The organism is Clostridium saudiense (assembly GCF_000577815.1).
Lineage (GTDB): Bacteria > Bacillota > Clostridia > Clostridiales > Clostridiaceae > Clostridium > Clostridium saudiense.
The window spans coordinates 1-13,867 of record NZ_CBYM010000052.1 but is presented as its reverse complement, the minus strand read 5'-3'; the positions used below and the strand labels follow the sequence as shown (position 1 = coordinate 13,867).

The window sequence follows — 13,867 nt, the reverse complement described above, 5'->3', positions numbered from 1 at the left end:
CAAGAATCAATAAGCTCTTCTGAAGCCATATAACGTCCATTATTTCTCATTATATCACCAACATTACCAAGCCCAAGTAACAGATCTGTTTTTTCATATATATAAACATCTGCTCTAGCTTTCTTTGCAGTTATAGCTGCTACACAACCTCTCCATGCTAAATTTCACTATTTATTATTAAACTTTATCTAATCTTTAATACTTTACTTCATTACTTATATACTAATTAATAATATACTAATATCTTATTATTAAATATTATTAATTAGTCTTTACTCTTATTTATAAAAGCTATAGTTATAATTAATTTACTATATAAAAATGAAGGAAACTATATTTTATCTAGCTCCCTTCATTAAAAGTTTTATACTCTCTCATACATTTCAAAATTTTTACTCTATTTTTATTTAACTACAATTTATTATATCCAAATTATAATTCAATTATTATTCATATCTTACTTATATAATTCAGAGTAATTATTACTTATAATTTATACAATTTCTTTCTTTTTAGCTAATATTTTAGCTAATATAACTGTAGAAATAAATGCTACTACAAAAGCCATTAGCATTGTTATCATATATTGAATCATTGATTCAGCTCTAATTACTATAACCCCTGGTAATCCTGCAGGTCCTGGTGATAAAGATAACACCTTCATAAATGTTGCATAAGCAGAACTTACAGCAGAACCTATTAAAGCACCTATAAATGGATATATTAATTTTAAATTAACTCCAAATACTGCCGGCTCTGTTATTCCTAATAATGCTGATATACCAGCAGCTGATGCTGTACTTTTCATTTTAGCATTCTTCTTAATTATAAAAAACACTGCTAAAGCAGCTGCTCCTTGTGCTACATTTGATGCTGCAACTACTGCAAATGTTGGGGATCCACCTAAAGTTCCTATATTAGCTAAAATTTGCGTTTCAGCTGCTACTAAACTATGATGCATACCTGTTATAACTAATAATGGATAAACAATACCATAAATAGCTCCTCCAACAAAACCTAAATCAAAGAATAAATACATTACACCAGCTGTCATCCAATCTCCAACAGTTCTCATAACTGGGCCAACAACAGTAAATGTTAAAATTGCTGTTACCAATACAGTTATAAGTGGAGTTACTATATTATCTAACATCGGAGTTACAACTTTTCTCAATCGTTTTTCTATATTTGCTAATATAAATGATGAAGCTATTATTGGCAGAACTGTTCCTTGATAACCTACCTTAGCAATATTAAATCCAAATATACTCCAATATGGTACAGTTCCATCTAACAATGCTTCTCCATATGAATATCCATTTAATAAATCTGGATGAATCATTATAGCACCAATAACCGCACCTAAAACTGGTGTCCCACCAAATATTTTAGTTGCTGAAAAACCAATTAATACAGGTAAAAATACAAATGCAGCATTAGAAAATGTATTTATCATTTCTGCTAATCCTGAAATTGTAGGATAAGCTTCTATTAATGACTTTCCTTTTATAAATAATCCTTGTACCGTTAATAAATTATTAATTCCCATTAGTAAACCTGCTGCTACAAGTGCAGGTAATATTGGAACAAAAACATCTGCTAAAGCCTTTAAAAACCTTTGCATTACATTTCCCTTTTTAGATGATACTTGCTTTAATTCTTCTTTACTAGTTTCTGATATTCCAGATAACCCTATAAAATGTTTACATACCTCATCCACTATTCCAGTTCCTAAAATTATTTGAAATTGACCACCATTATTAAAACTTCCTTTAACTAAATCAATTTCTTCAATAGCTTCACTTTCTATTTTCTTATCATCTTTTAAAACTACTCTTAATCTTGTGGCACAATGTGCAACACTTATTATATTTTCCTCTCCCCCAACACATTTTAATAATTCTTTAGCTACCTTCTCATATTGTTTATCTTTAGACATTTTTACCCCTCCATTTTAAAGTATTTTAATCAGCAACTATTATAAAATTTAAATTATACTAATAGATGCTGATTAAAATTTATATCTTAAGCAATCGTATTGTTTCTATATTATGCACTTCTATTTTAGACTCTAGTCCATATACTATATTTGAAATAACATATTTTCCATCATTAATAAATATTTCAATAATTCCATTGTCAATATAAATTGATAAATCATATCTACCATTCAACTTAGAAGACTTAAATACTCGTCCTTTTCTTTTCATATCCGGAAACACTTTACTTCTATCTGTAACTATACTATCATCTACTATAGAAATCTTATATCCACCTATATCCAACACACTATCTTTATTTAATGTAGCATTTAACTTATAAACATCATTTACATCAAACTCTGACAATTTAACTTCTTTATTAAATAATTTATCTATATATTCTGGAGCACTAAAGTACACATCATTATTTTTTATATTAATAACTCTAGGAAGAGACATCATTCCTATCCAATCTTCGCCATCAAACGTTAATGGCATTCTCATCCAACCAATTAAAACTCGATTTCCAAACTCATCTAAAGTAGTTTGTGGTGCATATAAATCTAGTCCTTCATCTAAGAATTTTTGATTATTTATTAATTTCATCTCACAAGTTTCTTCATCAAAATCAACTATTGAATAAACGGAGTTATTAGTATAATTAATATCATCTGCTATAATATTCTCTGGTGACATTACTAAAACATATCTACCATCTACTTCAAATAAATCTGGACACTCCCACATATCTCCTATTGTATCATCATAGCATCTATTTTTATAAGTCCACTTTTCTCCATCTTTGCTGGTATAAAATAATGCTTCTCCTGTAAACTTATCATTATCTTCTTGTTTGAATTTACTTCCAAGTATCATAGAATAACTATCTTTATATTTCCAAACTTTAGGATCTCTTGTATGTGTACGATGCCCTAAACTTTCATCCATAATAGGAGGTATTATTAATCTTTTATCTTCATAATTATTAAATGTATATCCATCTTTTGATACTATCTTGGCTTGAGATGCTTCAAATGAATAATTATCATAAGGTGAATGAATATTTCCCTCTCTAAATTTATCATACTTTATTGCCGTATAATATAAATGTAACTCCCCCTTCTCAATAATTGCAGTCCCTGAAAAACATCCATTTTGATCATATTCTTTCGTTGGATATAAAGCTATAGGGTAATGTTTCCACATTATCAAATCTTTACTAGTAGCATGTCCCCAATGCATTGTCCCCCATTTACAATCATATGGAAAATACTGATAAAACAAATGATATTCTCCATTATAATAAATAAATCCATTTGGATCATTAATCCAATTTTTAGGTGCCGTTAAATGTATTTTAGGTCTACCCATTCAAGTTCCTCCATTTCCAATCGTATTAATTACCGGTAATGTTACCGGTAACTTTGTTATTATATTACCATGTTATCATTTTCACGTCAATACCTATAATTTTTTTGATAAATATTTACTATTTTGATATAATAAAAGTGGGTGAGGTGCTTATGACAAAAAAAGTTACATTTAGTGATATTGCTAAATACACAAATTTTTCAAAAACAACAATTTCCAGATATTTTAATAATCCTGATTCATTAACACTTGAATCTAGAAAAAAAATTGAAGATGCACTAATTGCATTGGATTATAAAGAAAACAAAGTTGCTAGAAGTTTAGCTAACGGAAAAAGTGAAATGATTGGAATAATAATTCCTGATTTATTTCTTCATTATTATTCGCAAATGTTAAATTGTCTTATAAATACTTATTCAAAATATAATTATAAATTTTTAGTTTTTGTAGAAAATCATGATACTAATAAAGAAAGTAAATATACTAAAGAAATGAATTATATTAAAGAGTTAATGGCTTATCAAATAGAAGGATTAATAATTCTTAGTAATACTATAGATTCTAAAACACTAAGTGAATTAAGTATTCCAATAGTTTCTATAGAACGTGAAGATAAATATATTTCTAGTGTTAATAGTGATAACTATGCTGGTGCTTTTAAAGCAACTAATTTATTAATAGACAATAAATGTGATATATTAATTCATATAAATACTGATGTTGCAAAAGAAATCCCTTCATATAAACGTATTGAGGCATTTAAGAAAGCTTGCGAAGATAGAAATTCCAAATATACGTGTTATCTTTCACATCTAGGTCATAATTTTGAAGAAACATATATAAACATGTCAAAACTTTATGATGACATAGAAAAAAATTATCCTAATATGAAAAAAGGTATTTTTGTAAGTAATGATACACATGCTAATATTTTATTAAATATTCTTATTAAAAATAAAAAGAAGATTCCTGATGAATATGAAATAATAGGATTTGATAACTCTCCAATTTCTGTAGAGTCAATAATTCCAATTACAACGGTAAATCAAGATATCAATAAAATAGCTGATACTGCAATGAAGTTAATACTAAGACAAATTAATTCTAAAAATAGAGGAAACTCAGTAAAGCTTGAAAATATTACAATTGATACTGATTTAATTATAAGAGATACAACATCTTAAAACAAAATGAGTATGTAGGTTTAATATTACTAAACCTACATACTCATTTTTTATAAGTTAAACTTCAATATCATGTTTCTTAATATTAATTATAGAATTACCTTCTGATGCGAAAGTTATACCTGTAGCTTCTAAAGGCGTATAGAATGTTGACGTCATAACTTGTTCTCCATCATTTGCAAATATCTCTACAGAATATTTATCTATTATTAATCTCATTTTAACTTTTCCATTTTTATCTCTAACCTTCATTTCTCTTTTGTGAAGTATATCTCCATAATTTCCTGAGTAACTTCTATCAAATTCAATTATATTCTTCTTTGAATTAAAGCTTATTATTGTTTCATATTCATTATTTTTTGCTAGTTTAATTTTGAATTCTTCAGCCTGTGATCCATCAATATCTATTGTAATATCTAATTCTCTTCCAAATATACCATCTAGTGACACTTCATCTTTAATTATTAAATTATTATATTCTACCGTATTCTTATAATAATTTTCAATTTCTCTAATTGGATTTTGAATTAAACATCCATCTCTAATTGTAAGCTCTCTAGGCATTGTCATCATTCCACACCATTTAAAATTGCCTGGTACGATTCTATTTTCCCAAGAATGCATCCATCCAATCATTATTCTTCTTCCATCTATTGACTCCAATGTTTGTGGTGCATAAAAATCTAATCCAAAATCTATAACATTACAACTTTCTCTTTCAAATGACTTCTTTTCATTATCATATTTTTCAATTAAATATGCAGTATTGCTTCCATTATGGAATCCATCCTTAGTAGCCTTAACTTCTTGTGGAGAAATTATAAGCACACCTTTTCCATTTAAACTAAATAAATCTGGGCACTCCCACATACGTCCTACTTTATTTTTACTATTATCAACAATAGTTACAAACTCCCATTCTTTTAAATTATTAGATTTATACATAAGAATTTGACCACTACCATCATTACTTCTACTTGCAACTACACAATAAAACTCTTCACCCTCTCTCCATATCTTAGGGTCTCTGAAATCTTCTAGACTGCTTCCTTCTGGTAACATTTCATGAGTAATTACAGGATTACACTCTAACTTTTCATAGTTTTCTCCATCCCCAATTGCTATACATTGAGTTTGTCTTACTACTCTTTCTCCATTTTCATCTTTATTATCTAATACACCAGTATACATAATTACATGTTTGCCATCATACTCTAAGGCACTACCAGAAAAACACCCTCCCATATCATAACTTGCCTCTGGAGCAAGCGCTATCGGTAACTGTTCCCATTTAATAAAGTCATTTGTCTTACTATGACCCCAATACATCGGTCCCCATACTACATCATAAGGATGATATTGATAAAACAAATGGTATTCGTTATTAAATGTTGAAAATCCATTTGGGTCATTAATCCATCCTATAGGGGCACATAAATGAAAAGATGGTTTCTCCTCTTTTGATATACAATTAATAAATTCTTTTTCATATTTTCTTACTTTTTCTAAAATAAAATTATTTTCTATCATCACTATTACACCATTCCTATTATACTATGCATACTAAAAACATATCAAAATTAAAATATTATTTTGTAATATTCTAGTTAAGAGGTAGGAATTACTATACGATAACTCTATAAACAACATACTTTTTCTAATTATATTTATCGCATTTTAATTCAAACCTCTTAACTACTTACTAATTTTTTTAATTATCTATATTTCATCTAATCTTTATTTAAAATATTCATCTAAATATTTTTGTTTAATTTCTAACATCTTAGATAAACCTAACTTTTCCATTTCTTCAAGATAAGAATTCCACTCTTCATCAATTCCACCATTTAATACCCATTCAGCTCTCTTACGATCAGTATATTGCCTTACTGCTGTTTCATATTGAGTAAGTAATTCAATATCCTCTTGACTCATAAGCACTACTGGATAATTATATTCTGCTTTCATATCCTTAACATAAGTTCCATGAAGTATATCTAATCTAGCTTTAGCATCATCTGGACAAGTTGAATATTTACCATAGTATTCATTAAGAATTGCTAATGGCCCTCCAGCACATTGATTAACTCTAACTTCCCATGGTGAAGAACCACCTAAATCTAAATGAGCTAAAGTACCATCTTCTTTCAACTCAAATATATTTTGATTTAACTCATCACCATAAGTTCCCCAGTTATTTTGAATTGATTGAAGTGGATCATATAGTTCATCTATCCATTTTGCTGTTAATTCTAAATTCTTATTTGCACTAGTTACTACACATCTACCAATATCAACACCATATCCGTTAGATCTTGGTACATTAACATTTCCTTCTGGACCTGCTAATGCTGGAAGAGCTATATAATCTTCTGGATTAGTAACGATGTTTGCAGCATCCCATGTAAAGAACATTCCATATCTACCATTATTACCCTTAGCTACATAAGTTGCCCAATCCTGTGTAAATGCTTCTGGATCAAAAAGACCTTCATTTTGAAGAGAGTTAAGCCATTTTAGTCCTTCTTTATATCCTTCTTGAACAGTTGAATAAATAACTTTCTTATCATCTGTTACAAGGAAATGATCTGTGTTATCCCCCTCACCAAATGCTCCAAGTAATATAGCAGGATCTTCATTTCCTCCATTCATTATGAATGACATAGGAATTACATCAGTTCTTCCTTCTGGATTTCCATCTCTAAATGCTTTTAATACTTCTACTAATTCATCAGTTGTAGTTGGCACTTCTAATCCTAACTCATCAAGCCATTTCTTATTTATAAATGGAATATCTGCTACAGCTTGAATAGCTTCCTTACCACTTCCTAATTCTTCTATCCATGGGAATGAATATATATGTCCATCTGGAGCTGTAATCATTTTTCTATATTCAGGATTTTCATCTAATATCTTAGATAAATTAGGCATATATTGATCTATTAAGTCTTCAACTGCAACAATTACACCTTGCTTTGAATAACGAAGCAAATCATAATTACTCATAGCTGCATTAAAAACTACATCTGGAAGTGTGTTTTTTTTAGATAATGCTAAGTTCTTCTTATCACCATATTGATCATCTGGATAGCATGTCCAATCAATATGAACATTAGTTTCTTCTTCTAATCTTTTAAATATAAGTCTTTTATTTGGATCTTGTTCTGAAATTGCTGGTGCACTTGTTAACATAGTTAAAGTTGCAGTTTCCTCTAAAGGAAATGAAACATTCGTTAACACAGTTTCCTCACTTTTCTCATTACCTTTTGACCCGCAACCTATTAAAGAAATTGCCATAATTGATACTAATGCTGTACTTATTATTGTTTTAATGTTGTTTTTCCTCATTTTTTCTCTCTCCTTTTATAATATTATCCTTTTATTGAGCCAACCATAATACCCTTATCAAAGTATTTTTGGAAGAATGGATACATAACTAATAATGGTAAACTTGAAACTACTATAGTTGAATACTTTAATAACTCTGATATCTTAGACATTTCAGCTATACTTTGAATATCAGCAATCATACCTGTAGATGGTGCATTTTGAATTAATATTGATCTTATTACTAATTGTAGCGGTTGCAAATTAGCATCATCTATATAAATCATTGCATCGAAATAGCTATTCCATTGTCCTACAAATTGATATAACATCAATACTGCTATAATTGGTTTTGATACTGGTAAAACTATCTTAAAGAAGTGCTTAATTTCACTTGCTCCATCAATAGCTGATGCTTCTCTTAACTCTCTAGGTAAAGTTTTAAAATAAGTTTTAGCAAGCATTATATTCCATACATTAATTGCTCCTGGAAGTAAAATTGCCCATACTGTATTTAAAAGATTTAACTTATCTATCAATAAATATGTTGGTATTAATCCACCACCTAAAAACATAGTTATCACATATAATGTATTTACAAATTTTCTTCCAACAAACTCTTCTTTTGATAATGGATATGCTGCCATTAATGTTACTGCAACTGATATTACTGCATATGATATAGAGTAAAATACTGAGTTCAAAAAGCCTCTTAAAAGCATATCATCTTTTAATACCCTTTTATATCCTTCTAATGACCATTTACTAAAATCAAAAGTTATACCTTCACTACTCAACACAACTGGATCCATAAAAGATGCAACAATAACATATATAAGTGGTACTATTATAGCTAAAAGAAAAATTCCTAATAATATATATCCACTATTTAAAATAAGTCTATCTGAAAGTGAAAGTTTTTGTCTTTTTTTCTTTTTCATATCTTCTCCCCCTATAGTCCTAACGCTTCTTCTTCATCTTTATTTAGTCTCTTGACTGATGTATTTACTACAACTAATAATATTACATTTATTACTGCATTAAATAATCCAACTGCTGTGGAAAAACTATAGTCACCTAACTGTAATCCCATTTTATAAGTATAGGTAGCTAATATTTCAGATGTAGGTAAATTTAAGCTTGTTTGTAATGCTAAAGCCTTTTCAAAACCTATACTCATAATTCCACCCATAGATAAAATAAATTGAATAACCATTATTGGTTTAATTGCTGGAATATCAACATTCCATATTTGTTGAAATATATTAGCACCATCAATTACCGCTGCCTCTGTCAATTCCTTACTTGCATTAGATAATGCTGCAGTATAAATAATAGAAGCCCATCCTGCACCTTGCCAAATTCCACTAGCTATATAAATAGTACGGAATGCTTCTGGCTTGGTCATAAAATTTATTGCTGTTCCAAAAGCTTGATTAATAGGTCCTACTGGTGATAAGAATAGAATAATCATCCCTGAAATTACAATTACAGAAATAAAGTTCGGAGCATATATTACTAATTGTATTACCTTTTTTATTCTCTCACTTTTAACTCTAGTTAATAGTAATGCTAGTATAATAGGTATTGGAAATCCCCATAATAATCCATAAACACTTAACTTTAAAGTATTCATTAATAGGTTCATAAAATCTGGAGATGATAAAAACCTTTGAAAATGTTTAAACCCAACCCAATCACTTCCTAATATACCTGCTATAGGGTTATAATCTTCAAATGCAATTAATATTCCTCCTATTGGAATATACTTAAATATAATCAATAGTAATAATGGAGGTAATGTAAAAAAAAGATATAACTGATAATTTCTTTTTACATAATTTATTTTTTTTACTAAACTACTTTTCCCTCCTTTCTGACCTCTTAAAAACTTACCTCCCAATGATTCCTTTTTAATCGGTATAGCTGTCTCTACTTGCCTCAATTAAATCCCATCCCTTCGAATAAATTTTACTTATTATAATTTGCATATTTTGTATTTACATATAAATCATAAATACATGCTAACTTTTTGGTAATCGTTAACGTAACCGGTTACCTTTATTAATATAATATCATGTTACCGGTTACACGTCAATGAATTTCTTCATTTTTTTCAATTTAATTCCATGTAAATTTCTTATACAATTCAATCACCACTCAATCCTAACTTTTAATTTAATCGAGTATGAGGTAGATAATTATTTTATCTATCGGCCTCTCACACCACCGTACATACCGGTCTAGTACACGGCGGTTCTTTAAGTTTAATGAATTTTAATATATTGACGCGTTAGGCTTTTCAAACCTAAGTCGTTAAAGAATTGATTTGTTATTGTAGTATTTAATATTGCACTATTTGCTACTCGCCAGTATCCTTTTCGGGTATTGGCAAATTTTATTGCTTGATAGTGATTAAGTGCTAGTTTCTTAAGGTTTTTATATCTTGTTTTAATCTTCTTTCACTATTTCCATATACACATTCTTAATCTCTGTTTAATCCATTTATCCCATTGAATAACAATGCCTTTACACTTTGCTATTCCATAATAATTAATCCAAACTATATTAACTTGATTTAGCTTAATTATTCTTTGTTCTAAAGTCATCGGTTTTGCCCTTGATAATATTTCTCGTAGTTTGTCTTTATGCTTCTTTATTAATATAATCTTCAGCTTTCTTTATTCTATCTTTTGCAGCTCTACCAGGGTGGAATTCAAAACTATTCTCCGAGAAATTTTCATCATAAATTAGGTTTAGTTCTTGTTCAATTGCTTGTTGAATAAGTCTATCTAAAACCGTATGTATTACTAGTAACCTAGTACCTCCGTTTGGTTTTGGGATTTCAGCTGTTCTAACTAGCATTAGTTTGTACTCATTATTGAATATATCTTCTCTAATTTTAGTCCATTTTGTTTGTAGAAATTGTTTAAGTTCATAAACTGTCATTCCATCAACTCCATTGCTTCCTTTATTGGATATTACTATCTTCATTGCTAGGATTAAGTTTTCCCTAGATAATATTCTTTCTAATGAGCCATATTCAAATTCATCGGTTTCTCCTTTTGAATTTAATAATACTCCTTCAATAGCTTGTTGAAATGATGTACTTATCTGAGGATACGCTGATGATTTAGATCTTGGGCGTCCATATATTACTAGTTGATCATATAATTGCTTAAATAATCCATCGTCTTTAAAATCTGATAATTGTTTTCACCTGATGGGAATGGCATATCTATAACATATCCATCTTCTAAATGTTCCTTTAATTTTTTACATATTTCAATAAATTCACTCCATGTCCATGGATTATTTATAGATGGAACTTCTATGCCTGCATCTTCTATAATATCATTGTTATAATAAAATCCCACACTAGACTCCATTACCCCTAAATCATATAAATTTCCATTTACAGTTTCTTGCTCTATAATTTAAGGAAGATATATACTTTTCTCTTCTTCTGATAGATTTGATAATGGCTGAATAATATTATTTGCTGCATATACTGATATATTAGGTCCATCAACAGTGATTACATCTGGTAATCCACCTGATATTACTGATACATTAACCTTATCTGAATACACTCCTCCACTTTCATTACGAGGAACAAACTCAATATCCAAAAAGTATTTTCCATTGAATTTTTCATTAAACTCCTTTACAGACTTTGAGTATGCCTATCCATCTGTTGTTTCTTCAATAACATGAACCCACATTGATACATATTCTTCACCATCATCAAATCCTAATATGTTTTTACTTACATCACTAGTTTTAGCAAGTGAGAAGCCAGTAAAATTTACTGTAATAGCAAATAAAATTAAACTACATATTTTTTCACTTTCTCAACTTCTTTGTTTTATATAATCCATAATGTAACCGATAACTTAATGAGATAATAACATGTTAGCGCTTACACATCAGGTTGCTTTTTCCTATTTAAGGCAATTCCTTCTTATTTGTTTATATAACTTTTTAGATAACTTATAATTTAGAGTAAGTTGCTTAATTTTATCTTTATTCTAACCTAATTTTTTATATTATGTAAAAAATAAGATACATCTCTAGATTTAACTCAAGATATATCTTATTTTAATATTATTTGGTGATATTTAATTTAACACAATATAAATTTTGTAATTGGTTAATATTTCAGCACAATTACTTCTAGCTGTTTTTGATGAAAGTTAAAACCTCATCCCAAGTTGGTATAGATTCAAGTGCACCTATTTTAGTTGTAGTTATACCTCCAACTATATTTGCAGTCTTAACTATTTCCTCCATTGATTTATGTGGGTTTTCAACAACTTGAGCTAATACAGCTCCCATAAAAGCATCACCAGCCCCAGTTGCATCCTTCATCTTTAACTCTTTTGTTGGTACTAAAATTTGTTTTTCCTTTGTTGTTAATAACGCCCCCTTTTTCCCTAGTGTAATAATTAAATTTTTGCACCCTAATTTTATAATGAATTCAGAAGCTTCTTTAATGTTGTTTTTTCCACTAATTAAAAAAGCTTCTTCTTCGCTTAACTTAACTATATTACTGTCTTTAATAAAATCAATACAACACTTTATAAATCCCTCTTTGTTATTACCAAATAAACTTTCTCTATAATTAGCATCAAATGATATTATTTTATTATTCTTTTTTGCATATTCCTTTAAATTATAATAAGTTTTTTTCAAATCTCCTTCTAAGAAAGCTGTTGCACTACCAAAATGATATAAATCAAACTTTTCAAGATTATCTTTAATCATCTCAAAAGTCAATCTTGAATCAGCATCCCTGGCAAATTCAAAATCTCTTTCTCCATCTTCCATTAATGATACAAAAGCAAATGTTGTATTATTAGTATCTAATTTAAACATAAGCTCAGTATTAATTTTATTATTTTTAAATGTATCTTCTAAAAAACTACCAAAAGCATCATTTCCAACAGTTCCACAAAAATATGCTTCTGCACCTAATTTTGATATAGCCGCTGCAACATTAGCTGGAGCACCTCCTGCCTTTTTTAAAAATCCACTTGTTTCTTTTAAAGATTTTCCTAAATCCATTGATACAAAATCTATTAATGCTTCCCCTGGACAAATTACTTTTTTCATATACCCTCTTCTCCTCTTTCTCTAATATATATTTTATGTATTTGCTTAATACTAAATATTTTTTAAATTATTCATTCAATTTATCAAGACCTCCTTCTGCCTTTTAACTATGAAGCTATCTATTATGCAACTTAATCTTATTATTTCATTATCTTTACCATATTTAAAATATAATTCACTTAAAATATCTTGTAATTCATCAATTACTGATTCTTCTATAGTCATCTCCTCACCCCAACCTCTAAAATTTTATACTTCACGTACATATACTCTATAACCCAAAGTAACCGGTAACTTTAATTAGTTTATCATATTAAAAAGTTACTATCAATATTTTTTATGTTATTTTTTACAATTTTATTTTCTAAGCTATAATAGTTCAAAAATACTTGAATAATTAATAATTAGTTATTTCATCCTAAAGAAATCCCAAGAAGTCCATAACCTCCTTGGGATTATAAATACTCTATATTAATTTTTGTTCAAAAATCCTATCCAAATTAACCTTCTTAATCTTATCACTAATTTCCTAATAATTTTACATGTACATGCTATTTCTAAATCTATTCTTTCACCACTATTAGTCCTTAACAATTATAAATAATCTATTATTATTTCATTTAGTTCATCTCTTTCCTTACTAGCTTTTCCTTCATTAATCTTTTTTATATTTAATTTGCTATATTTTCCAAGTGTCCCCAAGAAATAAATACTCTAGAGGGTAACTTTCCCCCCAGAGTATTATCTATCTTCTAAACTAATTTTTGTTCAAAAATATTATCCAAATTCAATTTCTTAATCCTATCTTCAATTTCAGCAGTATCAATAGTATACAAACCTAACTCCTGCATTCTCTTAAAATAACTAGCTCCAGCAAAAGTATACCTG

Annotated in this window: 13 protein-coding genes and 2 pseudogenes; 1 reads left to right on the top strand and 14 read right to left on the bottom strand. The window is 28.5% G+C overall.

Annotated elements, in window-relative coordinates:
- The 3 genes and pseudogenes from TY07_RS18920 to TY07_RS15810 form a co-directional block, all read right to left on the bottom strand.
- Window positions 1–134: pseudogene (locus tag TY07_RS18920) on the bottom strand (FAD-dependent oxidoreductase); the annotation flags it as partial.
- Between the two features lie 359 nt (window positions 135–493).
- Window positions 494–1,939: a sucrose-specific PTS transporter subunit IIBC gene (locus TY07_RS15815; protein ID WP_042402370.1), complete on the bottom strand. Its 1,446-nt coding sequence runs from the start codon at window positions 1,937–1,939 to the stop codon at window positions 494–496.
- Window positions 1,940–2,018: 79 nt separating this feature from the next.
- Window positions 2,019–3,353 (bottom strand): glycoside hydrolase family 32 protein, encoded by a 1,335-nt coding sequence (locus tag TY07_RS15810; protein WP_042402366.1) that lies wholly within the window; start codon window positions 3,351–3,353, stop codon window positions 2,019–2,021.
- Window positions 3,354–3,505: 152 nt separating this feature from the next.
- On the opposite strand from TY07_RS15810, the gene TY07_RS15805 reads away from it, so the two are divergent.
- Entirely contained in the window at window positions 3,506–4,537 is a 1,032-nt protein-coding gene (locus TY07_RS15805) for a LacI family DNA-binding transcriptional regulator (protein ID WP_042402364.1), read from the top strand.
- 57 nt (window positions 4,538–4,594) lie between these two features.
- Here the strand turns inward: TY07_RS15805 and TY07_RS15800 are convergent, their stop codons facing one another.
- The 11 genes and pseudogenes from TY07_RS15800 to TY07_RS18650 form a co-directional block, all read right to left on the bottom strand.
- Window positions 4,595–6,067 carry a glycoside hydrolase family 32 protein gene (locus TY07_RS15800; protein ID WP_042402361.1) on the bottom strand — a complete coding sequence of 491 codons (1,473 nt, stop codon included), beginning with the start codon at window positions 6,065–6,067 and terminating at the stop codon, window positions 4,595–4,597.
- A gap of 207 nt (window positions 6,068–6,274) precedes the next feature.
- Window positions 6,275–7,885 carry an ABC transporter substrate-binding protein gene (locus TY07_RS15795; RefSeq protein WP_042402358.1) on the bottom strand — a complete coding sequence of 537 codons (1,611 nt, stop codon included), beginning with the start codon at window positions 7,883–7,885 and terminating at the stop codon, window positions 6,275–6,277.
- Window positions 7,886–7,908: 23 nt separating this feature from the next.
- Window positions 7,909–8,805 (bottom strand): carbohydrate ABC transporter permease, encoded by an 897-nt coding sequence (locus TY07_RS15790; RefSeq protein WP_042402355.1) that lies wholly within the window; start codon window positions 8,803–8,805, stop codon window positions 7,909–7,911.
- 11 nt (window positions 8,806–8,816) lie between these two features.
- Window positions 8,817–9,710, bottom strand: coding sequence for an ABC transporter permease (locus TY07_RS15785; RefSeq protein WP_394805652.1), 894 nt, complete (start codon window positions 9,708–9,710; stop codon window positions 8,817–8,819).
- A gap of 619 nt (window positions 9,711–10,329) precedes the next feature.
- Window positions 10,330–10,473: a group II intron maturase-specific domain-containing protein gene (locus TY07_RS18180; RefSeq protein ID WP_242833274.1), complete on the bottom strand. Its 144-nt coding sequence runs from the start codon at window positions 10,471–10,473 to the stop codon at window positions 10,330–10,332.
- A 37-nt stretch (window positions 10,474–10,510) separates the two neighbouring features.
- On the bottom strand, window positions 10,511–10,858 hold the full coding sequence (locus TY07_RS15780) for a reverse transcriptase family protein (protein WP_042402352.1): 348 nt from the start codon (window positions 10,856–10,858) through the stop codon (window positions 10,511–10,513).
- Window positions 10,859–11,022: 164 nt separating this feature from the next.
- Window positions 11,023–11,298 (bottom strand): extracellular solute-binding protein, encoded by a 276-nt coding sequence (locus TY07_RS18660; protein ID WP_396021001.1) that lies wholly within the window; start codon window positions 11,296–11,298, stop codon window positions 11,023–11,025.
- 3 nt (window positions 11,299–11,301) lie between these two features.
- Window positions 11,302–11,496 carry a hypothetical protein gene (locus TY07_RS18655; protein WP_052330760.1) on the bottom strand — a complete coding sequence of 65 codons (195 nt, stop codon included), beginning with the start codon at window positions 11,494–11,496 and terminating at the stop codon, window positions 11,302–11,304.
- 544 nt (window positions 11,497–12,040) lie between these two features.
- Complete coding sequence (locus TY07_RS15770) at window positions 12,041–12,979, bottom strand: carbohydrate kinase family protein (RefSeq protein WP_042402349.1); 939 nt, start codon at window positions 12,977–12,979, stop codon at window positions 12,041–12,043.
- A gap of 75 nt (window positions 12,980–13,054) precedes the next feature.
- Complete coding sequence (locus TY07_RS18450; protein ID WP_172676149.1) at window positions 13,055–13,204, bottom strand: hypothetical protein; 150 nt, start codon at window positions 13,202–13,204, stop codon at window positions 13,055–13,057.
- Window positions 13,205–13,731: 527 nt separating this feature from the next.
- Window positions 13,732–13,867, bottom strand: a pseudogene (locus TY07_RS18650) (FAD-dependent oxidoreductase); the annotation flags it as partial.

What these genes read in the sequence shown, in the direction of transcription:
- TY07_RS15795 (WP_042402358.1), bottom strand. Translation starts at nt 7,885, where the DNA reads ATGAGGAAAAACAACATTAAAACAATAATAAGTACAGCATTAGTATCA.
- TY07_RS18450 (WP_172676149.1), bottom strand. Translation starts at nt 13,204, where the DNA reads ATGACTATAGAAGAATCAGTAATTGATGAATTACAAGATATTTTAAGT.
- TY07_RS15815 (WP_042402370.1), bottom strand. Translation starts at nt 1,939, where the DNA reads ATGTCTAAAGATAAACAATATGAGAAGGTAGCTAAAGAATTATTAAAA.
- TY07_RS15800 (WP_042402361.1), bottom strand. Translation starts at nt 6,067, where the DNA reads ATGATAGAAAATAATTTTATTTTAGAAAAAGTAAGAAAATATGAAAAA.
- TY07_RS15790 (WP_042402355.1), bottom strand. Translation starts at nt 8,805, where the DNA reads ATGAAAAAGAAAAAAAGACAAAAACTTTCACTTTCAGATAGACTTATT.
- TY07_RS15780 (WP_042402352.1), bottom strand. Translation starts at nt 10,858, where the DNA reads ATGAAGATAGTAATATCCAATAAAGGAAGCAATGGAGTTGATGGAATG.
- TY07_RS15805 (WP_042402364.1), top strand. Translation starts at nt 3,506, where the DNA reads ATGACAAAAAAAGTTACATTTAGTGATATTGCTAAATACACAAATTTT.
- TY07_RS15770 (WP_042402349.1), bottom strand. Translation starts at nt 12,979, where the DNA reads ATGAAAAAAGTAATTTGTCCAGGGGAAGCATTAATAGATTTTGTATCA.
- TY07_RS18180 (WP_242833274.1), bottom strand. Translation starts at nt 10,473, where the DNA reads ATGACTTTAGAACAAAGAATAATTAAGCTAAATCAAGTTAATATAGTT.
- TY07_RS15810 (WP_042402366.1), bottom strand. Translation starts at nt 3,353, where the DNA reads ATGGGTAGACCTAAAATACATTTAACGGCACCTAAAAATTGGATTAAT.